Origin of the sequence: Burkholderia sp. Se-20373 (genome assembly GCF_017104705.1) — a bacterium.
Lineage (GTDB): Bacteria > Pseudomonadota > Gammaproteobacteria > Burkholderiales > Burkholderiaceae > Burkholderia.
The window spans coordinates 11881-37041 of sequence record NZ_JAAGPH010000077.1 but is presented as its reverse complement, the minus strand read 5'-3'; the positions used below and the strand labels follow the sequence as shown (position 1 = coordinate 37041).

At 57.0% G+C, this 25161-nt stretch carries 16 protein-coding genes and 4 pseudogenes; 5 read left to right on the top strand and 15 right to left on the bottom strand.

What is annotated here, in order from left to right:
* From G3N96_RS23345 to G3N96_RS23315, 7 genes and pseudogenes are all read right to left on the bottom strand, one after another.
* The coding region (locus tag G3N96_RS23345) for an ATP-binding cassette domain-containing protein (protein ID WP_206138615.1) at positions 1-422 on the bottom strand (422 nt) is incomplete at its 3' end.
* Between the two features lie 102 nt (positions 423-524).
* The gene (locus G3N96_RS23340; RefSeq protein WP_206138614.1) at positions 525-1907 is read right to left on the bottom strand and encodes an LLM class flavin-dependent oxidoreductase; all 1383 of its coding nucleotides are present in this window, start codon (positions 1905-1907) and stop codon (positions 525-527) included.
* A 26-nt stretch (positions 1908-1933) separates the two neighbouring features.
* Positions 1934-2701, bottom strand: coding sequence for an ABC transporter permease subunit (locus tag G3N96_RS23335; protein ID WP_206138613.1), 768 nt, complete (start codon positions 2699-2701; stop codon positions 1934-1936).
* On the bottom strand, positions 2698-3432 hold the full coding sequence (locus G3N96_RS23330) for an ABC transporter permease subunit (protein ID WP_206138612.1): 735 nt from the start codon (positions 3430-3432) through the stop codon (positions 2698-2700). The genes G3N96_RS23335 and G3N96_RS23330 overlap by 4 nt, the downstream gene beginning before the upstream one ends.
* 4 nt (positions 3433-3436) lie before the next feature.
* A complete protein-coding gene (locus G3N96_RS23325) occupies positions 3437-4240 on the bottom strand; it encodes a transporter substrate-binding domain-containing protein (RefSeq protein ID WP_206138611.1) in 804 nt (267 codons plus the stop codon).
* A 222-nt stretch (positions 4241-4462) separates the two neighbouring features.
* Positions 4463-4720 (bottom strand): annotated as a pseudogene (locus G3N96_RS23320) (UTRA domain-containing protein); the annotation flags it as partial.
* Between the two features lie 497 nt (positions 4721-5217).
* Positions 5218-6221, bottom strand: a pseudogene (locus G3N96_RS23315) (IS3 family transposase); the annotation flags it as partial.
* 60 nt (positions 6222-6281) lie between these two features.
* Between G3N96_RS23315 and G3N96_RS23310 the strand changes: the two are divergent.
* Complete coding sequence (locus G3N96_RS23310) at positions 6282-7301, top strand: IS110 family transposase (protein WP_206138609.1); 1020 nt, start codon at positions 6282-6284, stop codon at positions 7299-7301.
* Positions 7302-7526: 225 nt separating this feature from the next.
* Here the strand turns inward: G3N96_RS23310 and G3N96_RS23305 are convergent.
* From G3N96_RS23305 to G3N96_RS23285, 4 genes and pseudogenes are all read right to left on the bottom strand, one after another.
* Positions 7527-7640: pseudogene (locus G3N96_RS23305) on the bottom strand (transposase); the annotation flags it as partial.
* A 1500-nt stretch (positions 7641-9140) separates the two neighbouring features.
* The gene (locus G3N96_RS23295; RefSeq protein ID WP_206138607.1) at positions 9141-10667 is read right to left on the bottom strand and encodes an ATP-binding protein; all 1527 of its coding nucleotides are present in this window, start codon (positions 10665-10667) and stop codon (positions 9141-9143) included.
* A gap of 83 nt (positions 10668-10750) precedes the next feature.
* Entirely contained in the window at positions 10751-13168 is a 2418-nt protein-coding gene (locus G3N96_RS23290) for a hypothetical protein (RefSeq protein ID WP_206138606.1), read from the bottom strand.
* Positions 13143-13940 carry a TnsA endonuclease N-terminal domain-containing protein gene (locus G3N96_RS23285; protein ID WP_206138605.1) on the bottom strand — a complete coding sequence of 266 codons (798 nt, stop codon included), beginning with the start codon at positions 13938-13940 and terminating at the stop codon, positions 13143-13145. Before G3N96_RS23285 ends, G3N96_RS23290 begins: the two co-directional genes overlap by 26 nt.
* A 990-nt stretch (positions 13941-14930) precedes the next feature.
* Between G3N96_RS23285 and G3N96_RS23280 the strand changes: the two genes are divergently transcribed.
* The 4 genes and pseudogenes from G3N96_RS23280 to G3N96_RS23265 all read left to right on the top strand — a co-directional run bounded on the left by G3N96_RS23280 (position 14931) and on the right by G3N96_RS23265 (position 18709).
* On the top strand, positions 14931-15716 hold the full coding sequence (locus tag G3N96_RS23280; RefSeq protein ID WP_206138604.1) for a hypothetical protein: 786 nt from the start codon (positions 14931-14933) through the stop codon (positions 15714-15716).
* A 614-nt stretch (positions 15717-16330) separates the two neighbouring features.
* A complete protein-coding gene (locus tag G3N96_RS23275) occupies positions 16331-16933 on the top strand; it encodes a hypothetical protein (protein WP_206138603.1) in 603 nt (200 codons plus the stop codon).
* Positions 16934-17081: 148 nt separating this feature from the next.
* On the top strand, positions 17082-17381 hold the full coding sequence (locus tag G3N96_RS23270) for an H-NS histone family protein (RefSeq protein WP_206138602.1): 300 nt from the start codon (positions 17082-17084) through the stop codon (positions 17379-17381).
* A 209-nt stretch (positions 17382-17590) separates the two neighbouring features.
* Positions 17591-18709, top strand: a pseudogene (locus G3N96_RS23265) (IS3 family transposase).
* Positions 18710-19019: 310 nt separating this feature from the next.
* Here G3N96_RS23265 and G3N96_RS23260 read toward each other — a convergent pair.
* The 4 genes from G3N96_RS23260 to G3N96_RS23245 all read right to left on the bottom strand — a co-directional run bounded on the left by G3N96_RS23260 (position 19020) and on the right by G3N96_RS23245 (position 25158).
* Positions 19020-20501, bottom strand: coding sequence for a S8 family serine peptidase (locus tag G3N96_RS23260; RefSeq protein ID WP_206138601.1), 1482 nt, complete (start codon positions 20499-20501; stop codon positions 19020-19022).
* A gap of 19 nt (positions 20502-20520) precedes the next feature.
* Positions 20521-23148, bottom strand: a complete 2628-nt coding sequence (locus G3N96_RS23255; protein WP_206138600.1) for a S8 family peptidase — start codon at positions 23146-23148, stop codon at positions 20521-20523.
* 19 nt (positions 23149-23167) lie between these two features.
* Positions 23168-24337, bottom strand: coding sequence for an ATP-binding protein (locus tag G3N96_RS23250; protein ID WP_206138599.1), 1170 nt, complete (start codon positions 24335-24337; stop codon positions 23168-23170).
* Positions 24338-24444: 107 nt separating this feature from the next.
* Positions 24445-25158 carry a hypothetical protein gene (locus G3N96_RS23245; protein WP_206138598.1) on the bottom strand — a complete coding sequence of 238 codons (714 nt, stop codon included), beginning with the start codon at positions 25156-25158 and terminating at the stop codon, positions 24445-24447.
* Positions 25159-25161: the final 3 nt, after the last annotated feature.

Below are 25161 nucleotides of genomic sequence, written 5' to 3'. Positions count from 1 at the left end.
GCGGCCGGCGGCGCACGCCACGGCGAGGCCGGGTCGCACAGCCGGTCGAGCAGCAGGTTGTCGGCGATCGACAGCGTCGGCACGACGGCGTCGGCCACCGACTGGTGCACGGTCGCGACGCCGAGCCGCTTGGCTGCGTGCGGCGACGCCGGCCGATAGGGCTCGCCGCGCAGCGTCAGCGTGCCGCCGTCCGCTTGCAGCGCGCCGCTCAGGATCTTGACGAAGGTCGACTTGCCCGCGCCGTTCGCGCCCATCAACGCGACGACTTCGCCGGCGCCGATCGACAGGTCGAGCGCCGCCAGCGCGACGGTCGCGTCGAAGCGCTTCGCGACACCCGTAGCGCTCAGGACAGGCGGTAACGTCGACCGATGGGGCCGATCGTCGCGCGTCACGTCCATCGCCTCGTTCGTCGCGCGATTCATGCCGGAAGCGTCCAGTCGGCACGACGCGGTTGCAGCAGGAACAGGTCGTCATCGATCATGTCACGCCACTCCGATGAAAGTCGTCCGGCCTTGATCGGCTGGTCAGCCGGCTTCAGCCACGGGAAACCGGAACGAAGCGCCATAGGCCGTATCCGGCAGGCGGTCCCGCCCGCTCAGCCGTGAACGGAAGGTGCCGCTCGCCGGCGTCGCGCGGTACAGGCCGCGCTTTTTCAGCTCCGGCACGATCAGTTCGGCGAAATCGTCGAGCGTGCCCGGGCTGATCAATGGATTGAGCATGTAGCCGCTCGTCGTCGATTGCCGCGCATGCTCCGCGAGCTGGTCGGCGACTTCGTCAGGCGAGCCGACGAGAATCAGGTCGGTGCCGCGCGTGACATTCGCGAACTTGCGCCGCACGTCGCCGGCGGTGAGCGGCTTGCCGCTGCCGTCCGGCCGCACCACGTAGGACGTGAGCCCTTCCGTTTGCGTCGTCAGCGGCTCGTCGTCCGCATAGCGGTCGATGTCGATGCCGGTATCGCCCGCATAGCTGACGAGTTGAGCCTGCAGGTGATAGTGCTGCTGCAGCGCGTGGTACTTCTCCTTCGCGTCGGCCGACGAACGCGCCGTCACGATCCGCAGCACCGTGAGCGCCTTCACATCCTCCGCTGCCCGGCCGTTTTCGACCGCCAGCCGCCGGATTTCATCGAGGCCCGCGCGGATCTCGTGCGGATTCGACTTCGCGACGAACACCACCTCCGCGTGCTTCGCCGCGAACTCGCGCCCCCGCCCGGACCAGCCGGCCTGGATCAGCACCGGCGAGCGCTGCGGCGACGGCGCGCAGACGTGCGGGCCATGCACGCGATAATGCGTGCCTTCGTGCGCGATCGGCCGCACACGGTCGCCGCGCGCGTAGCGCGGCTCGCGCTTGTCGGCGACGACCGCGTCGTCCGCCCAGCTCCCTTCCCACAGCTTGTAGGCCACGTCGAGAAACTCCTCCGCACGTGCGTAGCGTTCGTCGTGGCCGATCATCCGGTCGAGCCCGAAGTTGCGCGCCGCGCTCGTCAGGTAGGAGGTCACGATGTTCCAGCCGATCCGGCCGTTGCTCAGGTGGTCGAGCGTGCTGAAGCGCCGCGCGAGCGCGAACGGGTGTTCATACGTCGTGCTCGCGGTCACCCCGAACGCGAGCCGCTCGGTCTGCGCGACGAGCGCCGGAATCAGCATCATCGGATCGTTCGCGGGCGCCTCGACCGCCCACTGGACCGCCGCATCGGCCGACCCGCCATACACGTCGTACAGGCCGAGCACGTCCGCGAAGAACAGCATGTCGAGATCGGCCTGCTCGGCCGTACGCGCGAGGTTCGACCAGAACGCGAGCGTATTCGCACGCAGCCGTTCGTCGGCGGGATGGGTCCACAGGCTCGGCGCACCGCCGCAGCCGACGCTGGCCTGTTCGTAAAGGGAAAACAGCAAGGGGCGAGGATCGGACATCGTCGTGTTCAGTGCAAAAGCAGGAATCAGTTGGGTGCGGCCCACGCGCCGGACGATGCGCCGCGGCGCCGTGTGGGCATGCGATCGTCGGGCTCGCGCGTCAGGTAGCGGTTGAGGTGTTTCTCGAGACGGGCGGCGGGAATCGTCAGCAGCGCGACCAGCACGACATAGACGATCGCCGCGCCCGCCAGCGGCTCATAAACGCGCAAGGTTTCGAAACGAAGCGTATTGGCCGTCCCCATCACGTCGAACACCGTGACGGTCGACGCGAGCACGGTCGACTTCAGCAGCAGGATCGCTTCGCCGGTGAGCGCCGGCAGCGCGAGTCGCCACGCACGCGGACCGACGATCCGGCGCAGTACACCCGCCCGCGTCATTCCGTATGCATAGCCGGCCTCGATTTCGCCGGCCGGCACCCCGGCAATCGCGCCGCGCAGGATCGTCGCGACATAGGCGCCCTCGTTCACGCTCAACGCGACGACCGCATACCAGAACGCGTCGCGCAGCAGCGGCGACGCCCAGCTGTCGCGCATCCATTCGCGTGGGACGATCTGGCCGAAGCCGTAATACAGCAGATAGAGCTGCACCAGCAGCGGTGTACCGCGAATCAGCATGATCCAGCCGCGTGCTGGCCAGCGGCAGGATGCGTGACGCGAACCCGCCGCAAGCGCGAGCGGAATGCCGATCACCATGCTGGCGATACCCGACAGCAGCAGCAACGCCAGGGTCGTCGGCACTGCGACGAGCAGCTTCGGCATCACCGTGTCGAGCAGGAACGTCAGAGAAAAACTCATACGCAGGCGCGCCTCGTACCACGATTCACGTAACGTTCGAGCATCGCGAAAAGGCCCGTCGACGCGACGCTCAACAACAGGAACAGCGCGGCCGTGACCAGGTAAAAGAAAACGTAATGCCGCGTCGCACCGGCGGCGAGCTGGCTCGCCTTCAGCAGATCCGTGAAAGACCCGAGCACGCTGATGAACGACGCATCCTTGGTCGCGTTCAGCCACACGTTGCCGACGCCGGGCAGCGCGAGCCGCGCCGCAACCGGAAGCCGGATGCGGGTCAAGGTTTGCCATGGGCTCATGCCATACGCGTATGCGGCCTCGATCTGCCCCACCGGTACGTTGACGAGCGCCGCGCGGAAGATGTCGGTCAGATAGGCGCCCTGGATGAAGCCGAGCGACAATGCGGCCACGACGAACGGATCGAATGCGAAGCCGTCGGGCACCAGGCCGCTGCCGTGCAACGCGGACTCGAGCGCAGGTGCGACCGCATAGAACGCGAGCAGCAGGCACAACAGTTCGGGCAGCGCGCGCACGAGTGTCGTGTAAAGCCGTGCCAGCCACGCGAGCGGGGTGTGCCGCGACAGCTTGGCGAGCGCACCCGCGATGCCGAGCAGCGTCCCGGCGCAGAACGACGCGGACGCGACGCCGAGCGTCAGTGCGAACGCGCCGGCGAAGATTCGCCCGTAACCGCCGTCGCCGAACGCAAGCAATGCCAGCAGCGAGTCGTCCGCGGTCATCGGCTCAGCGACCCTTCTCGATCGTACCCTTCAGGTTCGGATAGCGTGCGGTGATCGCATCCCACGTGCCGTCCTGCTGCAGTTGCGCGATCACGGTCGACAACCGGCCGCGCAACGCATCGCCTTGACGCACGCCCGCGCCGATGCCGAGACCCAGCACGGGGTTGTCCGCGCAAGTGGCCTTGACCTCGAAATCCTTGCCGTCACGCGACGACAGGAAGGCCGTAAACAAGCCCTTCGCTTCCTGCACGTAGTCGACCCGGCCCGAGACCAGATCCGCGAGCGCGTTGTCGAATTTGTCGAACGCCTTGATCTGCGCGTCGCGCTTGAAACGTGCATCGAGGAACGCCGAGAAGTTCGTGCCGGCCTCCACGCCGATCACGCGATCCTGGAAGGTGGCCGGCACCGCGCAATCGACGCGGCGCCGATCGCTTTTCGCGCCGACGAAAACCGTCGGCGACTCATAGTAAGCACGACTGAAGTCGATCGCCTTCTGCCGTTCGCCGGTGATCGTCATCGACGACCAGATCACGTCGATCTTGCGGTTCTGCAGCGCGGGGATCAGCCCGTCCCATGCGATGTCGGTGAGTTCGCAGCGCACATTGAGCTTGCCGCATGCGGCGTCGAGCAGGTCGACCTCCCAGCCCTTCCACTTGCCGGTGGCATCCTTCGAGAAGAACGGTGGGTACGACTCGGCGTCGATGCCGACGCGCAGCGTCGGTTGCGCCGCGTGGGCGGCCGGCAACAGGCCGATTACGAACAGTGCGGGCGCGGCACGGCGGACCGTTGAGGGCATCAAGCGATTCATTTGGCAGACTTCTCGGATAACGTCGACATTGCCGGTGTCGCACCGGCATCGGGATGCGTGACTTTAGTGCCTGCCGATGCGTGTACCAAATGGTTATTTTTTCGATGGATATCTGATCGGAAGATATGCCGCTGCCTACGTGCCTGCGGCCCGGACTACTCAAACCGTCGGCCTCGAATTCCGGCGTCTCCTGATTCCGGAGAACGCCGGGGCGATGATCCCTCAACCGACGAACTTCGCTTCCACACCGCTTCGCACCACGAGATCGAAACGCTCCGGGCGGATAGGTAATGCCGTGGATTCGCACGTGCGGCCATACGACATGCGCGACGTACGCCGCAATACGAGCAATGGCGCGTGCAAGGCAATCCGGAGGTGCGCGGCGACTTCCATCGGAGAACCAACGGCCGTGACCGACATGTCCGCATCCGTGATGCGCCAGCCCAGCACGCCCTCGAGTACCTCATAGGTCGACATTCGCCGCGCCTGCTCGCCGGCCCGTCTTGTGCGAAACGGCTTTCGCCGACGGGCGACAGGCCGACGCGTTCGCGTCCGACCTGACCCACCTTGTCACCGGGGCTTTCGACGGCCTTTCCGACGATCGCCCGGTGACGATCGCGGGCCGCAAGCCGTCGAATATTCTCATCACTTCGAGCCGGTCTTGACCGGCAAAGCGGCCTCACGCGCGCCGGTCACCCACCCTCGTGTGGATACACAAAAATGTCCGTTCCTCCGTTGCCAGCCACGACAGGCACAGCAAGCCCATGATCGTAAGCAGAAGTCGCAGAAAGTTGGCACTTGACGTCATCAAGTAGGCCAATACCAACGACAAATACACAATTGTCCGCACCCCGCAGCAGCCACAAGAGCCTCCAAGCACAAATAAAATAGGGACGTGGAACATCACGGATGCGCCATCTCTGTCGGATAGTAAATGCGGATTTTGGATCTGACCTGCCTGAGTTCTTCGGACCGTTTTAATCTTGGAGAACGGCCTCGATTGCTTCAGTTGAACAATACCGCTGCTTGAACTCGTTGGGCGTCAGGTAATCCAGGCTCGAATGTGGCAGGATCGTATTGTAGTGACGCCGCCACTGCTCGATCACGACCTTCGCCTCTGGCCGGGTCCTGAACCATTCCAGGCTCAGGCATTCGTCTCGGAACTTGCCGTTGAAGCTCTCGTCCGCGTCGTTCTGCCAGGGCTTGCCGGGATCGCTCAACGCCATGTCCATGCCGTTGTCTGCTGCCCACTTCAGAATCGCCCGTGACACGAATTCCGGCCCGTTGTCCGAGCGTAGGTAACGCGGTGCACCGTGCAGGCTGACCAGTTGCGACAGCACCTCAACGACTCGTCCAGACCGGATCGATCCTGCAACGTCGATGGCCAGGCACTCGCGCGTGTATTCGTCGATCACCGTCAGGCACTTCAACTGCTGGCCATTGGCGCACGCATCGAACACGAAGTCGTAGGCCCAGACGTGCCGTGCTGCTGTTGCCGGTTGCGGCCGGGGACGATGCACCGACACGCGCCGGCGCGGACGCTTGCGCGGCACCTGCAAGCCCGCCAGTCGCCACAACCGCCATGCCCGGTCTGAGCTCATCGAATGGCCCTGCCGCTCCAGAAAAATCTGGATGCGGCGGTAGCCATAACGGGGATACTGCGCCGACAGGATGCTCATCGCCGCAAGCACCGGAGCGTCCCGCAATGCAAGCTTCGATTCATAGTGCAGCGCCGATCTCGCCACCGACATCAGCGCGCACGCACGTCGCACCGACAGGCCCCGCGCTTGCGCGTAGGCAACCTGCTTGCGCCGCGCGGGCGCGCTCACCATTTTTTTGCGTTGATCTCCTTCATGACGTCCAGTCCGAGATCACGCTCGGCCAGCATCTTCTTGAGCCGTGCATTCTCCTGCTCGAGTTGCTTCAGCCGTTTTACGTCGGACGCTTCCAGTCCACCGAAATGCTGCCGCCAGTTAATGGTATGGACTGCTCCGGCAGGCGTATCGTAACTGCTGACGTTACCGTTCATAGGAGTATCGTCATGGAAATCATTCGGTTCCTTGCCATCGATCTTGCAAAGAATGTCTTCCAACTGCACGGCGTGGATGCCGCAGGCACGCTTGTGCTGCGACGTCGTGTCGGCCGCGCCCAACTGACTGAACTGGTTCTTCGACTTGCACCATGCACTATCGGGATGGAAGCCTGCTCAAGCGCCCATCATTGGGCACGGCAGTTTCAACAGCAAGGCCACACGGTAAAACTCATCAGCCCGCAATTCGTGAAACCTTTCGTGAAGGGCAACAAGACTGACGGCAACGATGCTGAGGCGATCTGCGAGGCATTGCAGCGACCATCAATGCGGTTCGTGCCAATCAAGTCCGTCGAGCAACAAGATGTTCAAAGTCTTCACCGCGCTCGTAGTCGCCTCGTGAGCAATCGGACCGGGCTGGTGAGTCAGATGCGCGGCATTCTCGCAGAGCGAGGCATCGTATTCGCGCAATCGATCACGCGTGCGCGCCGGGAGATTCCGGCCATCGTCGCAGACACCACGAACGCCCTAACGCCACTCGCGCGCGAGATACTGGCCGATCTGATGGACCAGTTGCGCGAACTGGACAAGCGCATCACCGGATTCGACAGGCGTATCGATGCAGTGTTCAAGGCCAGCGAGACCTGCCAGCGCATTGCGCAGATTGAAGGAGTTGGTCCCAAAACGGCGACCGCCATCGTTGCTGCCGTGTCCGATCCAAAGGACTTTAAGAACGGCCGTCACTTTGCTGCCTGGCTCGGCCTCGTTCCCCGTCAGAGCTCAAGCGGGGATCGAACACATCTCCTCGGCATCAGCAAGCGAGGCGACCGACATCTACGGACCTTGCTCATACACGGTGCACGCGCAGTACTCCGAACCGCTCCAACCAAACACGACAGAAAGCATGCCTGGGCTCTTGCGTTGCAGGCCCGGCGAGGCGCAAATCGAGCCATCGTGGCGATCGCGAACAAGATGGCCCGTGTCATCTGGTCAATGCTTGCAACCGGCCAGTCGTATCAGAAAGCAGTGTAGCAATGTCACCAACGATGCGTTGACGAATTGACGAATGGCACTCCGGTCGATCCGGCGAGCAGGGAACCTGATTTTAATAACGGCCCCCGAGGTCTTCCAGTTGTTGAGGCCTGCACGCGCGGAATTCCAGTTGGGCGCTGGGCCCTGCCCTGACGCCGGATATATGTACGCAATCGACTTCCGTGTCCGTCAACTTCCGTTTGCTATTGGGAGCAGTCCATATATGTAGATCGTCTGTTCGCTGATTCCGTGCTTCTTCGCCACCTCCGCGACCGGAATCTTGTCCGCCTCGCGCAGGATCGTGACCATCTGCTCTTCCGTGAACCGGCTCTTCTTCATGACTTCCTTCTCTCCGTTGGAAGCCATTCTCTCAAGTTTCAGCCGGTCCGAAAATTCCAGGGCAGGTCAGATCTATCGCCCCGCTCCGTGCTTTGTAGATCCACATGATGCAATCGGCATCTCACGTGCTCCGTGTCCGCGAATTTCTCCAGAGGATTGTATTAACAGTATGCTCAGACATGCCGATTCGGCGAGCGATCGTTCTGGGCTTCATCCCTGCCGCCCCCAATCGACATACCTCATCACGGTAGTCTGGCCCCCAATCCGCGATACGGATTGATGTAACGCGCCCTTCTACCTCGACGCAAGTAAACTTAAAGCCACAGTCACAAGCTGCACGCACTCGGCCCCTGTATCGGTACACCTTTGGAATAAGATGGCCTGGCTCATGAGACGAAAACTGGCTAGGGCAAGTAAATTTCGGTAGACCCCGAGGCGACTTCCACATCCGCGACTTCTTCGGCTTACAATAATTATATATATCCTCAAACCGTTGATCTGAAATGAGTTCCGGAGCCTCCTCGACGAGACGCATCAAGGAGAGTGCAACCACAATCTTAGTTGGATTTCTCAATGGTCCATCACATAGCGCATCAAAAAATGGGCTACACTTTCTTAATATCCTATATTTTCTAACATAATCAGCCCCAAAACACTGCAAAATTAACCTATCCATACATTCATGCTGCCTCTCCCCACTTAGATAGCAGGATTTTCTGCGCATAAAGTCACGAAACTCCAACCGAAATTTCAAAATATCAATCGAAAAATTTTCATTTAACAAATCTGCAGATATCTGCGCAAATTTTTGACAATTCCTCCTTTGATAAGCAGTTAAATTAATATAGATCGGCGATACTCCTAGTCGAATAGCCGCGGAGGGTGATACATATCCCAAGGCCTTATCCCCGGCGTGCTTATTAAGCTCCCATAGCAATTCGCCATGCAAGTGACAAACGACGACGCCGGGAAGTTGGTGACTCCGCCGCCAATGCGCAATACCCTCCGTAAGTGTATCCTCACGAAAACAAGCCCGACAAAATCGATGTCCGTACCACGCAAGATTCCAAGCCGCTATCGTATGTCGCTTCCTTACTCCAGCCGGAAATAGTCCGCACATTCTTTCCAACAATAGTTGAGATCTCTCAGGCAAAAGCGTTGCTGCGAAGTATGGGAAAGCCGTCAAATTTTTGGCGATCTGTTCTGGCGAAAGACCCCAGCAACTTTGCGTTTCGCGTGCTACGTAGTTCAACCCGCTACTCACATAAGACGCCCTGATAATTCGCCCAAAGAGACGAGCTATCGTCGACCCCAGCGCTTGGGGCGGACTGGATTCAAGATAGCGAGCCACGACACCAAAGAGCGGTTCGTCGTCAAATGGTTCATCGAGGAAAATGGTCATATGCTCTTCCCTCCCGCAAATCGATTAAATAATTTTCTCGAATTGATCAAATTCTCCAAATTCGTCCTTTATCGTTCACGCTTTTTGATAGTCGTGCTCTACGACGAGTCAGCGGGCGACAAAGCTCGACGTATCACTTCCTCGAATGAAAGCCTGCGATCAGTTTCCAAGATTCGACGAACTAGAGTTTCAGCGTCAATTTCTGATCGCCCCATCTCAATCAGTACTGCAACGGCGGCTGAGAATGTCTCAATAAAGGCATCGTCAACTCGGTTCGTACCGATCCGCCGCCGCCCTTTCTCTCGCTCAACTCTTCTCCGAAACTCTTCGACACCCGTTGTTGCAAGGTCTACACATTTTGCCAACGTCACATAATCCCTTGTCCTCAGCGCTTGGAGCAAATCTTCTACCGGACCGAAGCCAGCTTTGACCGCCTTCGAAACGAGTGCTGGCGTAGCACTCTTCTCCCCTGCTCGCAGCCCCATATACTGCGTCAGCTTCCATGCCAGCTTAGCAAATGCCGGCAATCCAGCACTAACTTCATGCAACTTCTTTACAATCTCCGTCGAATCATTTGGCGGAAATGGAAGAAAATCTATGCAAGTAATCGCTTTTGCAAGACGTCTCCATTGTTTATCCATTGGCAGTGGATCAATCGGGATGTAGCCGTCGCCAGCCGAACGACGAGTAGTGTGCAGACTTCGAACCATATACCGGCGGGCCTCGGGCGTTCCTAGCAAGATAAACGTGCAGTTGGTACTGTTCAGCAAATTCGTGAGAAAGCTTATCAATTGTGTTTTATCCGCTGACTTCAATGCAAATTGAATTTCGTCGATTACCAACACACCTGCGAAATGACGACGCAGCACGTCCTCCACCTTCAAAATATAGTCAGTCGCATTTGATCTTGACGCCACTTCTTTGACATAGTATGTTCCAAGGTGCAAGTCAAACCAATGTAAAATTCCCTTCATCAGAGTCAAAACTGACCCATTGGCGGGGCAGGAAACAAATACCCATACCACCTGCACAAATCTTGCAGTAATCCCTTGATACTCTCGATGTTCAATTATCATTGGGAACGTACTTAGCACCATTTTGGCCAATGTCGTTTTTCCAGATCCGGAAATACCAAACACCAGTTTACATGCCGCGTGCGAATCTTCTGGAAGGCAGATCGGCCTGGGAGAACCAGCTTGTACTCGCGCGTAGTTTTCCTGTGCGCGCTTCCTGAGGGAACGTGTCGGTGTTAGACCAGAGTAGCGATGTCGAAGCGCAGTGTGTAACCAACTCAACAAATCAATAAGCGCGGGCGTCAGTACTAGTACCTTTGAAATGCAACTGGTGGCCAGAATCTTTCGCTCAACCCTCCATTTTCGATAGCACTGAGCGTAAGGCACATTAAATTCCGTTGCCATTCCATTGAGAATCGATTTAATTGAACCGAACGGTGGCAAAGCCAGAATCAAAGGGTTTTCACCATGCTCTTTCAGCTCCAGCCTGGATGAGTGATAAATCGCCTCAACTGAGGGACATATATTGCGAAGAATTTCATCATCCGACAGATCAACCGGAACCTTACGATACAACTCATCATTTGAATGGTGTTTTTTAGCATCTTCCATGGTAGTATTCCTAAAAATATCATTTACACTTCCACGAAATTCAAATTTCCATCTGACATCAGGAAAATCATATTTTCGTCGCTCTAGTCACCAAGCAGATCCGACGTATTGCTGCGAAGGCGAGCTTCGATCTCCGATTCTGCTTGGTCTTCTGCTCGACTCGAATCACGCCGCATATTCATCAAAGACGGTTGCTTAGATTTCCTGGTGGCATCTCGCTCCCGCTCACGCGCCTCACGCATCCCGACTGTCTCAGGGTGGTTTAGCCCTGCCTGTTTCAGAGCAATCTTTTGGTCCCGCTTTGATTTACGACTTTCCTCTGCGTTATTAATAATTTCCATCACTCGTTGCGGCTGCATCTTCCGTTTCTCTCGTCTTGAATTTGCACGGTCGATCAGGTTTCGGATGTTCCACTCCATAAGGTCGACATTGCCTGCCATCTGCTTGTTGGTTCCCGCTTGATAGCCGTACTCAAGGTGCCCCTTTCCCTCCAATAAGATGCAGGACATGTCACCTGGATTGAACTGAATTGGTACTGGTTCACGAGCGTCCCGCCCCCAACAATGAATGAGCGTGCTTTCGATGTAGGGAGACGTGTAATACACCCCCTGCCATAGAAGCCCACGCTCAGTAGGTAAGGCAGTCGAATGTGGCCAGGTCGCCATACGGACTTCGTCTAGCGAATGGTGGCGCAACGACCCTGTACGATTTTCCATGCCCCAGTTCCATCGATTGAGTGGTGTATCAGCCATGCCCTGGAAGATCATGTCTGGCTCTGCGCCTTCCCGCCCGATAGGTGTTTGAATATAGACAAGGATGGCCCGTAGCAATTTTTTAGTGAACTCGCTGAGCGTGTCGGTTGCATCCCAGGCATAGTGCGGGGACCCACGGGCGGCCGCATCTTTCTCCACAACGCCAAAACTTTCTCGCTGGAAATGAGCCGGAATGGTGCCGAACCTGCGCTCCACCAACGCGTGCATCAATGGATCGCGCGCCTTAACGTTGCTGATCGGTAGATGCAGCTGCTGGTTGACTCTTTTCCACGCGTCAATCTTCATGTAGTCGCTACCACGATCGGCCGACATGCCGTTTCCAGGGAGATCGTGACAAGGCCACTGCCCTGGATCGATTTGAAGACCGTACCGTGCACAAAACTCGTCCTTGGGTGTAACGATGTTCTCGAGGACTAGCGCTACTGCCGCAAACGATGGCGGATCGAGGGTGACAAGTACACCGACAATCATGCGGCTCCAAACGTCCATCACCAAATAAACGGTGGGTCGCCCGACCACAACGGTGCGGTCATATCGTGACACCAGAAACACATCCGCGACCGTGGCGTCAATCATGTATTCATTGCCAGGCCCCACACTATGCTGTAGCGCATGTCCATGCTTCGGACGTCCCGTTAGCGCGTATTTCCGCTCCCCCATAGCGCGGCGCTTGCGAACAACAGCTGGAACTCGCGTTAGCCAATAGTGCTGGAACTGCCGGACCGTGACCTCTTCAAATGGAGCCAGTTCGAGGCTGACGATTTGCCCCGTGACATCCCGAACTTCTCTGGTACAACGACAAACGTAATTAAGATGATCTACCAACCTTTGCATGGTTTGGCGCCGGCGCGGACCGTCGCGCATCGATGGGGCATGTGGCCATTGCCCAGTACTCGTACGCTTTGCCCGCCCATGTTGTCTTGCCTTCGGAGCAATACGACGTGCTGGAAACTTCGCGCCCGGGATCTTGCGTATGATCCGCTTAGTTAGCTCGTCGGGAATGTCAACCCGCCAAGGCCCCTCCTTGCTGGTCAGGTAGATGTCAACGTATTGCTGAAAAAGTTGGTTCAGTAGCTCGGAAGGAATTGCGTAATGGCCACCATCGGGCGATCGACGACCTGGGCGGCTTTTGAATGCTCTTTGCTTTATTTTTGTATTGACATCGTCACTACCACGGAAACGTGCCGGTTGCTCCATTCGACCACATCGCCAAAAATTGCTAGCCACCGACAATGGAGTCATGCCTCGCTGAAGATAGGTCCGATGTAATCGCCGAATCAACTGAATACTGACACCTTGATCGTTTGCGTGTTGTTCAAAGATTAACCTCCGAGTTAGACCTTCATACAATAATTTTTTGAAGAGATTGCGATCCTCCATCAGCCCCTCGATTCGCGTCCAGTTCTCCACACTCTTCGATTCATGTCCCTTGGTACGACCAATGACCTGCTTGTATGCATCAAAAGGATCGTCCACGACACGAACCAATTGATCCTCGTTTTGGTAGTCAGGCGCTGCGCGCCTCTGGAACGCCTCAAGGGAGACATGCTTTATCTCCAATCGACTACCAAATACATTGCACAGTGCAACGTCAGGCGCTCCGTTGCCGGCGAGCACGACTCGGTACAACTTACCATTTGATTCATCACGCACCAGTTCGCCAACCGCCGGCAATACCAAGCGCGGCTCCTTTTCTTTCATATCACCCCCGGTCAGCAATTGGCGCATGTGGCACGCTCAACGGTACTTCCCATTGACTAAAAGCTCCGTTCTCAGGATTACACCTGCTATTGCTCATACCACGCTCTCCATCCCAAGTTGCTCGGACATGGTTCTCGAAATCGGATTCGCGCCCTGGGAATCGGTGCCTTATCTCCTGTCGGCCGCTCAAAATTCGGACAGCGCTCGCCGTTTGATTCAGCAGAAGGGGTACGTCAAGGCGACAAACGATCGTGCGACCAGCAATCAACTGAAGTGCTGCTCGCACGCATTCAGCTCTCGTCAAATCACATGCACGGGCCGCGGCAAAGCAGACATCCAGAATCCGCGCGTAGCTGTAACGGCGCAATCGTCGACTCACGGCCTCTTGTGCCATCCACTCACGTTCACTGAAACCATACGCGAGAAATTGCTCACTAATCCCGAACAGCTGCCAGAGATTCCGTGCGTAGAAGTCGTTCAATCCCGCCGAGTAATGCGTACGCCATTGAATCCCTAGACGCCGCCAATATTCCTCGAGAATCAATCTCTTCACGGAAGCCTCGGTCGAACGCTTGCGCACCGAAACCGATTCAACGGCAACCCACCTGTAACCACGTGAGTCGAGCTTGCCGACCATCAAATCCGTAATCAGGATGCGTGGGCTGCCGTCCCTATACGTCGGATGATTGACACCTCTGAAGCGAGCGATTCGCACCGTCTCGTCAACATCCAGCACCGGGTAATATTCCCGCAATTCTCGCGTACGGCGTTCCCAGTGCTGTTTTAGAAAAGTGGACAAGATCAAATCCGAAGCCAGGACAACCTGGCGTCCGCCGCAGCGGCTACACGAGAATCGGTGAAGACGACCGGTGCCCCTCAATTCACCGAACGTCCGACCCGGCAGGTAGGTACTCCACTCCCCCGTGCCGCGCCCTTCCTTGATGTACCGATCCCTGTTTTTTTGCGACAGACTCCCTTCCCATCGTGGATCGATACCCACGGTTCTTACAGACTTGCTGGAATTCATGTGAGCTACGCATGCATCGGACATGATGATGCCCTCCATTACCAATATGGATATACCGCGTCAGTCGGCGAGCTTGCGCGGGACGTATTAGAGAGGACTACGACGCGCAGTGACCAAACACGCTGACCGCTTATCAGCGCGACAGCATTTGATGTGTGCGCCGCTTGGGGGTACGTTGGGACGAGCGCCCCCACGATTTTTCGAAAAAAATCGGGGTTCGCTTGACTCCATGGGAAGGGCTGACTAGGATGGGACTGTCGATTTCCACAATTCGATGCAGTTCCGAAAAGGCCTTTTGGGTTGCCGCCCTGAGGCCTTTTTTCCTTTCAGCCAAACAATCAAGGTCCGTCCATAGCTATTCCTCCGCGGTACCCATTCGAGGGCACCGTGCAATCTCGCGTTCGCCGGAAAGAGCCCGACGCGTATCCACTGCTGGGCAGCTTAGTAAACATGGTGCAAATAGCCAAAAAATGGACTTAGAAAAATAGGGACACCTCGGAGAACAAGACTCGGCTGACATTCCTAGTGGTTTTCACTAGTGTGCAATGGTGTATTCGGGTACTTTTCGCGGATCTGCTCAAACAGATGAATCACTCGCCGAGCAACGAATGTCGGTACTGGCGAAAGCTGCAGTCGCCACCCGATGACATACAAGACAGAAGAAAGGTGCCGATGTGCCGTCGGCTGGAAGGGCTACGGGGAATGGCGTATGCCGCGGCCGCTGTTATCTATACGCATAGAACTGCGTCGTGGTTGAGCAACATGTTCAACCAAGATCGAACAGCCGGCGGAAATGAACCGCGTGGTCATGCTTCGGGTAATAGCAAGATCTTTTATCAATATCTGCGGGGCGAACGCGAGCCGCGTCCGGGGCCGCGAGGCAAATATGGGCAGAACCTGACCGCATCCATCCGCGAGCTACCGGGTGGCGTCGTCGCTCATCAGTGGTCCACCTCCCCGATCTGGGCGTTGATCGAGGGTGACGTTTCTTTGGAGTTCGTGCGGGGTATCTTGAGTCTGCTAGAAGAGCCTCTGCCAGGCATGCCCGCGCTTGAATACGTGCGCATCTGGACGCACTACCGCCTCGCTATCCTCGAGCACGCACCAGAAGAGGAGCAGCAAGAATGGGCTCGCGCAATTGCACATCTTCACTCCGTAGCGAAGACAGACGACCCGGTGTTCTGCTACATCAGTGGTCCATTGGATCACTACTTCCTTGCACACGAGCCGCAGATACCACTCGCACCCCACCCCCCAAAAAAGCGCTGGAAGTCGCGGCTGTTCGTCAAAATGGAAGAGGCCGCTAAGCGAAATCGGCTGAGAAGTAGTCGATTCGATAACGGTGTTAGCCGCTTCGGAAGCTCAGGACGTCGACCTGATCGCCGATTTCTCAAAGAATTTGCTACAGAATGGAGTGCCCATCTGCGCTGGAACGACGCCTGGAAGGCTCTGCGCGCGGAAGAGGAAGAAAGCCGGCATCCCAAGGCCGGATGGAAACTACTCTATGAGGCGTGGAACATACCAACAAGCTCAAAAAAATACCTATAACGTCAGCAGCCTATCCTTTCAGTTGATAGAAAATATAGAATTAAAAATCGAAATCGACGATCATCACATTGATCACGCACGTCGAAGCGAACAACAGCCACTCAAAACATTGAATCGTGGATTATAATAAGCGTTACCAAAAAACGACTCTAAAGGCACGCGCCCATCATTTAGCCAAAAATCCACCGACGCAACCAAATAAAAAACTCAACACCATCTTACGAATTTAGTAAAAAATTAAACATTTGCAACACATAATATTAAATATTTCGCGATAGACAACTATTAAATTTATACGAATCATGAGAATCGACATACTTCTCCAACCTGCCATCTACGCTGCGCTCGTAGGCGTTTTCTTCAAATATGCTCTTGACCGTTTTGATGGCGTTCGCAAGGAGCGGCAAGGCACGAAGGGACTCGCCTTCGTTTGCTGGTACGGCACGATTCCTCGCCCACTTAACTTCCCTCTCTGGGTAGCCAATGTAGTCTCGAGGATTAGAAGTTGCCTCCGGAGAGAGACCAATCAAACTCAAAATGCCTCGATCAAGCGAAAGGCAGTAGCGTTCATCTTCAATAGTGGTCGAGTTCCGCTTACGAACGACGATCTTTTTATGTCAAAACCACTCAAGCTAATACTTTCCGGTGACGGTGAACTTCTCGACGTTGCAATTCGTCTCGAAAGTGATCAGATGGTTGGCATCAAACTAGCAGGGAATCGAACCATTTTCCGCAAGCCACCCAACTACCGGACCGAAAGATCAATCACATTTTCGTATATGGCTCCCGGTCACGGGCTAGTCTTGGATATCGAATACAGCGCGAATGCACCCATCACTTTCAGCATCTCAGGCCCAGTGAACGGGATGAAGAATGCGGTCCAACAACAGATACTGTTTGATGTTGACATCGAGAATAGTCGGCGCCTGCGCCGTCAACGCCTCGCCGAGACGTTGAAACTATGGCTCGGAGGACTAATGATGGCAAGTTCAACAGTATTCATGGTATTCGACGCATCCACCGGTGGACACGCCATCTCCAGTAGAGGTTGGACATACTGGCTGACAATGGGCGTTATGGCAATCGGCGAATGGTTAGCGATTGTGGCGTGGCATCGATTGAAGCAGCCCAAAAAGGTTCCTGCAACTCTTCGATACTGGGAGCCCGCAACGAAGACGCGCCCCATTCCGATCATCGATCGAGCGACCGCTGAGTGAGTTGTTGTGCCGCATTGATTCCCATCGTGTCACGACTGCCGCTTACACATCCTCGATTCACCACTGTGGATTCGAGATGATGATCCACAGGACCGTGCTTTTCGAGCCAAATCGACTATCATATGCGTAGCAAACCAACGGAGGATGCATGGCGACTTACAAAGAGCTGAAGGTCCAAATGGACGCCCTCGCCCAGAAAACGGAGACTGCCCGCCTTGCGGAACTCCAAGCTGTCATCGACGATATCCGCGCCAAAGTTGCAGAGTTCGGGATTACTGAGAAGGACATCTTCGGCGGACGTCGTGGTCGAACGACGAAAGCAGCGACGACACCGGTTGAAGCGAAGTATCTCGATCCCAAGACCGGTGCAACTTGGTCCGGTCGCGGCCGCGCGCCGGCTTGGATCAAGGACGCGAAAAACCGCAATCGCTTCCTTATCAAGGGATAACACTACCCACTCTGAACTTGGTCGGTCACGACACGTTGATGGTTCGTGGTTGGCCAAGTGCACATGAATCGCAAAATTGATCTGGTGTCATCACTCAACAACCCGAAAACACCGTGCGCGCCGATCAGTATGTCGAAGTTGTGACCTGCCCCCTGCAAACAGGGCCAACCGGAGTCTAGTAAAGTTCGTTTTCGGAGAAGAAGACGGACATGAAGAAGCGCTTTACGGAACAGCAAATCATCGGGTTTCTGAAGGACGCCGAGGTCGGTATGCCGGTCAAGGAACTGTGCAGGAAGCACGGGTTCAGTGATGCGTCGTTCTACACCTGGCGTGCGAAGTTTCGCGGCATGGAAGTCTCGGAAGCCCGCCGGCTCAAGGACCTCGAGGTGGAGAATGCCCGGCTGAAGAAACTACTGGCCGAAGCAATGCTCGATATGGAAGCGTTAAAGGTCGTGGTCAAGGGAAAGCCCTGAGCCCGCAAGCCAAACGCGAAGCAGTCGGCGATTCGGGAGAAGGTCAACATCTCCGAGCGCCGCGCCTGCCGGCTTGTCGGGCTTTCTCGCAGCGTGCTGCATTCCGACGCGAAGCCGGACCACGAGGATGAGGTGCTAGCGGCGCGTCTGGTGGAGTTGGCGCAAGAACGTCGTCGATTCGGCTACCGGCGACTGCACGCCCTGGTGGAACGCGAAGGCACACACGCCAATCACAAGCGCATCTATCGCCTGTACCGTGAGGCAGGGTTGGCTGTGCGACGCCGTCGCAGGCGCCACGGCGTAATGATTGAGCGCGAGCAACTGGCATTGCCGGGCGCACCCAACGAGGTGTGGTCAATCGATTTCGTGATGGACGCGCTTGCCAACGGCCGACGCGTGAAGTGCCTGACCGTCGTCGACGACTTCACGAAAGAGGCTGTCGACATCGTCGTCGACCATGGCATCTCAGGCTTGTATGTCGCTCGGGCATTGGACCGCGCAGCTCGCTTCCGTGGCTATCCCAAGGCGGTGCGAACAGACCAGGGACCCGAATTTACGAGCCGCGCGCTTGATCAGTGGGCGTATGCGAACGGCGTCACTCTGAAGTTGATTCAGGCGGGCAAGCCAACGCAGAATGCGTACATTGAATCGTTCAACGGCAAGTTCCGCGACGAATGCCTTAACGAGCACTGGTTCAAGACGCTCGCCCACGCTCGGGCCGTCATCGCTGCATGGCGTCAGGACTACAACGAGCAAAGGCCGCACAGCGCACTGAACTACCTTGCGCCGTCAGAGTTTGCGGCGAAACATCGGGCAACCGCGGATGCTCCTGCCGCATTCCAGGAGTTGGTTTAAAGGGACTTTGCTAGAAGCCCATTGGCCCTATTGAAGGGGGCAGATCAATGATCGGCGTTGCTCCAATTGCAGCACGAGACCCTAGTTCAATCGGTACTTTCTTTGCTCGCTGGCTACCCAGTCTTTCATCTTGCCGACATCCGCAAGAAAGTCTCCCGCATAACCGTCCAGTTCGAGTACCAAAGTCTTCGACGGTCGGACGTCCAAGACCGTTACTCCAGCGTGGTCCCGAATAGTCCTAAGATCATCCTGCGGGATGTCGCCGGATCCTTTGAAAAACAGTATATATCGACTCATGACGCAGCTCCGATCAGTGAGGCAATCCACTCCCTACGTCAAATTTATCGAATCCAAGCGAATTACATGTCCTGTACAGCAACGACTTCAGGTCTACCAAACGGTCAGAGGAACGCAGTCGTCCTGCCAACTCAGGCGCAGTCTCGAGCAACCGCGCCGCGAAACCGGAGACGATCGGACACGCCATTGATGTCCCGTCCTTTGCAGCATAGCCGCTAACACCGACGGTCGATATGACCGCGACGCCGGGCGCTGCCAGCTCGACCTTTCCATGGTTCGAAAACGCGGGCACGAAATCGTTCGAGTCGGTTCCCTGCGCCCGTTTCGGCCAACTTGCGTGCACCGAGCCTGACGGGAATGTACCAGATCGCCCAACGGCCGCGACCGAAACAACCTCCGGATAGTTAGCGGGAAATACCGGGGCACTGTGCCCGTCGTTGCCGGAGGCTGCAACAACCAGTACGCCGTTGTCTTCAGCGTACTTGATCGCCGATTCAAGCACGTCGTCGACCTTTTCCTGCCCGAGACTCAGATTGATGATGTCTGCACCGTGATCCACGGCATTGCGAACCGCTTCAAATATGTACAGCGTGTCCGCCTCTACGGCGTCACGCTCGAACACGCGAAAGCTCATCAACTCTGCATTCGGCGCGAGCCCGCTCACGCGCCCCCGGCCCCCGATGATTCCAGCGACGTGCGTACCGTGCCCGGTACCGTTGTCACCCAGATCGTCCGCGTCGTCGGCCTGCGTATGAGAAATGCGATGGGTCACATTGCCAAGATCCGGATGGTCGTCCACCCCCGTGTCGATCACGGCCACCTTGACCCGACGGCCCACCTGGGTCCCGCCCTGCGGCGGCTGATTCGGCGGGTAATGGAACTTGAAGCTATCGACATACGTTGGATCAAGCGCATCAAGCGTGAAGACGACAGGCCCGTGGATCGCCATGATCCCGGATTTGGACTGCCCCCAGAAATCAGCAAACGGCGTGACTCTCACAAAATTGGCAAGCCCGACTCCCGTGGGAATAGTTGCATGTCCGGTGGCATCCGTCTTGCCCTCCAGAACATTATTCGTTCCCCACTCGCAAACAAGAACCCCCGCGTTCGCAACAGGCTGACCATGGGGGCCCTCCACTCGAATGCGAAATGGGGTCTTCGTTACCTGGGGCACGATACCAAACGAGTACGGGCCGGCCGCCATCAACGCGCGGTCGATCTCGATCGCTGCGAGACGATACGTTCGAACCGGATGTAACTTGTTCGCTCCGTTGGCGACCTCGAACGAGCGCACCTGGTCGTCGGTCAACTCAAGCATCGCAACATCATCGACCGCGGACGACGTAACAGGAATGTTTGCACCGGCCGGAAACGCCTTGCGCAGAAGAGCCGTGACGCCCCCTCCCTGGAAACCGGAACGTTGAAACGGACCGACAAACGTCGAACCTTCGACGGTCGCGGTCATAACGATGTATTTTTTGGTGTTCGACGTCATTTCTAGCTATCCGAGAAAACTACCCCTGCGTCCGCGAACGCACACGAAGCGCGGTTCGAATGTCGTTCAGCACGGTGGCCGAATTCGCCACCAGTTCCTGCTTGAGATCCTCGTATACGTTCGCTTTGCCGTCCGGGTCTGTAATCGTCAGCACTGCCGCAAACGGAACCCCTTCCTCGGGAAACTCCACCTGATTCCGGGCGACATAATTGACGGCCATGCGCCATTCGGCCGACCGGCCGATGCCGCGAAAACTGCCTTCCAGCACCTTGACGGGACTCCATTTGAGTCCATCCACCAGCAAGGCCGACTCACGTGACGTGCGCTTCAAGCCTCGCGAATGAACCGGATTGATCCGGCCGATCCAACCGACCTTGGTGGCATCTTCCGATTCTTCCTCCTCCTCTTCGTCATCCTCGTTGACGTCGCGTGGTTGCGTCTCATCCTCTCTCTGACGCAGCGAAGGCAACAGACTGATACGTGCCGCCTCAGCACCGTAATCGAAATCGAGCGGCGGCGAGTAGACCAGGGTGAGACGAGCAGTCCCTCGGCAACGCCCTTCGGCATCAACGAGTTCGCGCGGCCACCTGAAATCGATCACGCAGTTGTCGTCCTTTTTCAGGTTGTCGCATACGACCACGCCGAACGTGTGCCTATTCAAAATCAGCGTTTCCGAACTCGGACGCGGATAGCCGAAGCCGACCAGTCCTCGCCCCACGCGTCGTGCCTTCAAGGTGCGCAGTGGCGCAGGAAAATACGTGTTGTGAAGAAAGAGGGCCTGCACGATCTCGCGCCGAGCCTCATGCCCCAACTCGAGGTCGAGCTGTGCCAATGTCTTGGCCGCCAAGGGAACCGCCATGCTGGTGCCCTTCACTGCGGCAACCAAGCCATCCTCGGTGACGCTAACCAGCCCGGTCAACCCCGCCACGTGGGTCGTATCCGCGCCACCGATGTGGCAGATGTCCGGCTTCACTGATCCCCGCACGCCTGGGCCACGACGACTATATCGAGCTGGCGCATCCGGGATGCGGTTGGGCACACCGTGGCCGTTGGTCGCACCGACAGACACGTTAATCAGAGAATCCGCAGGGCCCCAAAGCGTATCCGACCTGCTTTCAATAAGTTGAATCGCGGCATTCATCAGGTTATCGTCCCACTCCGGACGCGCATCGCTGCCTACAGCATTGCCTGCCGAGATCACGAAGAACACGTCGTGACGACGAGCAATCTCATCAAGCCGGATTGCCTCTTCACTGAAATCACTTTGTGAAACTGCAGTTTGATTGTTCAGACTGAAATTAAAGACGCGCACAGGATGGTTCCGTCGACACTCCCCGACAAGTTGATCGACACTGTCGAGAAACTTTGCCGAACCGTTTTCGTAGTATTCTCCCGCAAATGCGTCCTTGGTCTGGAGAGCAATATCGATCAGCCAGCAACCGTCATCTTCCAGGCGCGCCCCATATTCGGGATTGAGTGCCCGCGCGCCAACGAGCAATCCGGCGATGTACGTTCCATGTTCAAGATCGCGATGGTTTTCTGGGATGCCACCATAAACGCTCTTGACCCAACTACCCAACGTATTCGCGATGCCGCCGTCAACGACCGCGACCGTGGGATAAGCAACGCGCTCAACCGGTTCGGGAATCTCCGCGGGAAGCAAAGAAACAACCGTTGAGGTCCGCTGGATTCTCTGCCCCACTGCAGCCTCGACAAGCGGGGAGCGCTGATCCGTGACAAACGATTGCGGTATCGCAACCGTCCGGATGTCGGGATGCTCGCCCAGTAGCGCCAACAAGGTCCGATGCGTATCCAACGAGTAATCTCCGTCGACCCGGAGTTGCTCGCCAACTTTTGACAGCGCGCCAAAGCCGTCCAGCACGGCGAAACCGGGAGACGTCGTCAGACCAATGTATGCCGATGAAATCGATTCGAGCCCGCTCTCGAGTACGACATAGATGCCCAAGGAACGACTGAGTTCGGCCAACGAACGGACAAACGTGTCAGCGGGCTGATCAGCGGATCGCAGCGCAGCGGGCATCGACTGAAGCTTAGCCAACGCATCGGAAATCGGTTCGAAAAAGCGCACCGAGTACATGGGCGCCAGTTTCTGCTCATAGAGCCGCACGACGGCGTGCTTCGCGTCCGGAACACGGCGGTCCGCCGCTGACCACAGGTGAAGATTTTCCAGCGCGCCCAGTTCGGACCGCTCGCGATTTGGATTTAAAACGAGGTCACCGTGCTTGTCGAGCCGGCGCTTCGTATTCGCGTCGGCCGCCTCGATCCTCTCAATCACCCGGCTCAACCCAGCACCATCAGCACGAACGACGAGTTCCCCTATGTCAGCCCCGCCAACAACCGGTGCCGTGTCTCGCGTAAACAGCCTTTGGACGGGGCGATGAGATTTCGCCCAAGCCTTTTCCTGAAGGCGGACCTTGACGAATCCGGATGGACCGAAACGCGCGCTGCTCTCGCCAAGCTGCGTCTGGATCGTTCGAATACTGTTGGTAATGGATGCGCGATGTGCCGCGAATGCGGCATCGCGATCGGCATAGAAATCGGTCTTTTTTCCGCCTGGGGTCGTCTTTCTATCCCGCTGCAAAGCCGACGGATTCGACACATACAACAGCGGATAGTCCGCAGCCATCACTTTCCCCGGTGCCGGGTCAAGTAACCCAGCGGCTTATCGTTGTTCTGTTGACACCAAATATTTCACCCACCTCTGCAGTTGTGAATGAATATCGCTCAAGCACGACTCGAGCAAATTCTTTCAGCGGTGTATTAACAATTTCAATCGCTTGCTTCGGTACTCTCGCAGCATGCGTGCAAATCACCGTCTGCAGACGCTCGGCAAAGGATACATTCACCCCATCCAAAATCCAACTCTTTTTTAGCGAATTAACTACGTCTTGAATTTCAGCGCCGGACGCGCCTTCCAAAATGCAAGCGAGCAACTTCGATTGCGCACGACCAAATTCGAGTGGCTTCGCGTACCGCCCGATAATTCTCGTTCGTGCGTGCTGATCCGGTTTGGGCATCTCAATTTGCAACTCAAACCGGCGCCAGACCGCAGGATCCAGCAACTGGGGATGATTGGTAATACCTATAGTCAGTCCGTGACGGGCGCGCTCGTCCAGGTTTTGAAGCAGCGTATTAACGACGCGTTTGATTTCACCGACTTCATTGGGGTCATCCCGCAGCTTCGCGATTGCGTCAAATTCATCTAGAATCAACAAGGCACGATGACGATTCGCGAATGAGAACAAATTACCAATATTGCGGGAGGTCGTCCCTAGAAAGGACGACATCAGGCCGTCCAATCGCGCAAGGATGACCGGCAATTTCATCTGACGCGCCAGCCAGAGCGCGAGTTCGGTTTTACCGGTTCCAGGATCACCGAACAATACGCAACTCCGCGCGGGTTCAATGCCGACTGCCTTCAGTTCGCTGGCACGGCTCCACTCTGTCACCCAGGTATTCACGGCCGTCGACAAGGCGTCAGGCAAGATCGGGCTGACTTCCGGCATTGACTTAGCCACCAGGACCGTGGCGACTGGTGCCGCCGTTTCCCGATCGACGGGTACTCGCGCACTGCGCGTCAGCGGCTCGCCAGCAAGCAGCGACGATGCCCCATCTGGGGCGTCTGCGGCGGGCTCCCTGGCTTCAGGCGACGGGACAAGCTTGCGAATTGTTTCCGCCTCCCTTGCTTGCCCCGCGCTCAAGAGTTCGTCCGCCAGGCGCTGTACGAGCTCTGTCCCGCCCGGTGCGCTCATCGCAGCGCCACAGAGCTCTTGAAGCACGCCTGAAATGTGCAATTTTGAGGACTTCACGTGCATGAAACCGACCAAAATGTGCAGATGAGACTACATGACACTCATTTCGTCAAGCAGTCCCATCGTAGTCAGCCTGTTTGCCCGCTTCCTTAGAGAGCACCGGCACGCTCTCACGCTAACGCAGCTCGCATGGCCTCCTGAAACCAGACGAACAGTTCGTATGCGCGACCGGTCGTCAAAAGCAGCGCTCCGCCCAACAACACGAACTGGCTCCAGATATGCCGTACGGGCGAATAACGCCACGTCAGCGTCCACAGCCATCCACACCAGCTGTTATTAGTGGCCGCGAACGCGCGCAGCCCTGCAAGCCCGTTGACGGCAATTGCAAAAACGCATAGCGCAATCGCGCCGCCGTTCTGCACCACGACCTGGAAGTCTTCCCGGATCAAGGTCGCCCAGAACTTGCCGGCCGCTGCGGTCGCAGCAAATGCCAGGATCTGCGGCGGTACGTTGTTGTGAATGATCCCGAGCAGCACGTACGCCGTTAGCGCAGCACCAGTGGCTGGAAGGAGAGCCAGCGTCGTGGGCGCAAGATCGCGATCCCGCCCAAATGCGATGAGCGATGCCAATGCACTCGGGATGATCGCCACAACACTCGCGTTCTTGAGAAGCGATTCGATCTGTTCGAAGTGGCGGAAGAAAAACCAGACGACCAGCAACGCCAGAAACGCGATGGGCAACAATCCGTCCGGCGGACCGCCACCATTTTTCGGCGGCTCACGATACATGTTGTTGGTCACATGGTTGTTCGTAACCTTGACCTTGTCTCCAACGTGGTTGCCAACGCCTTTGACCTTAACCGATGTGTTCTCGTAGTGGCTCATTGA

What these genes read in the sequence shown, in the direction of transcription:
- G3N96_RS23250 (WP_206138599.1), bottom strand. Translation starts at nt 24,337, where the DNA reads ATGCACGTGAAGTCCTCAAAATTGCACATTTCAGGCGTGCTTCAAGAG.
- G3N96_RS23295 (WP_206138607.1), bottom strand. Translation starts at nt 10,667, where the DNA reads ATGGAAGATGCTAAAAAACACCATTCAAATGATGAGTTGTATCGTAAG.
- G3N96_RS23330 (WP_206138612.1), bottom strand. Translation starts at nt 3,432, where the DNA reads ATGACCGCGGACGACTCGCTGCTGGCATTGCTTGCGTTCGGCGACGGC.
- G3N96_RS23275 (WP_206138603.1), top strand. Translation starts at nt 16,331, where the DNA reads ATGTCAAAACCACTCAAGCTAATACTTTCCGGTGACGGTGAACTTCTC.
- G3N96_RS23325 (WP_206138611.1), bottom strand. Translation starts at nt 4,240, where the DNA reads ATGAATCGCTTGATGCCCTCAACGGTCCGCCGTGCCGCGCCCGCACTG.
- G3N96_RS23310 (WP_206138609.1), top strand. Translation starts at nt 6,282, where the DNA reads ATGGAAATCATTCGGTTCCTTGCCATCGATCTTGCAAAGAATGTCTTC.
- G3N96_RS23335 (WP_206138613.1), bottom strand. Translation starts at nt 2,701, where the DNA reads ATGAGTTTTTCTCTGACGTTCCTGCTCGACACGGTGATGCCGAAGCTG.
- G3N96_RS23340 (WP_206138614.1), bottom strand. Translation starts at nt 1,907, where the DNA reads ATGTCCGATCCTCGCCCCTTGCTGTTTTCCCTTTACGAACAGGCCAGC.
- G3N96_RS23290 (WP_206138606.1), bottom strand. Translation starts at nt 13,168, where the DNA reads ATGCGCCAATTGCTGACCGGGGGTGATATGAAAGAAAAGGAGCCGCGC.
- G3N96_RS23270 (WP_206138602.1), top strand. Translation starts at nt 17,082, where the DNA reads ATGGCGACTTACAAAGAGCTGAAGGTCCAAATGGACGCCCTCGCCCAG.
- G3N96_RS23255 (WP_206138600.1), bottom strand. Translation starts at nt 23,148, where the DNA reads ATGGCTGCGGACTATCCGCTGTTGTATGTGTCGAATCCGTCGGCTTTG.
- G3N96_RS23260 (WP_206138601.1), bottom strand. Translation starts at nt 20,501, where the DNA reads ATGACGTCGAACACCAAAAAATACATCGTTATGACCGCGACCGTCGAA.
- G3N96_RS23280 (WP_206138604.1), top strand. Translation starts at nt 14,931, where the DNA reads ATGTTCAACCAAGATCGAACAGCCGGCGGAAATGAACCGCGTGGTCAT.
- G3N96_RS23245 (WP_206138598.1), bottom strand. Translation starts at nt 25,158, where the DNA reads ATGAGCCACTACGAGAACACATCGGTTAAGGTCAAAGGCGTTGGCAAC.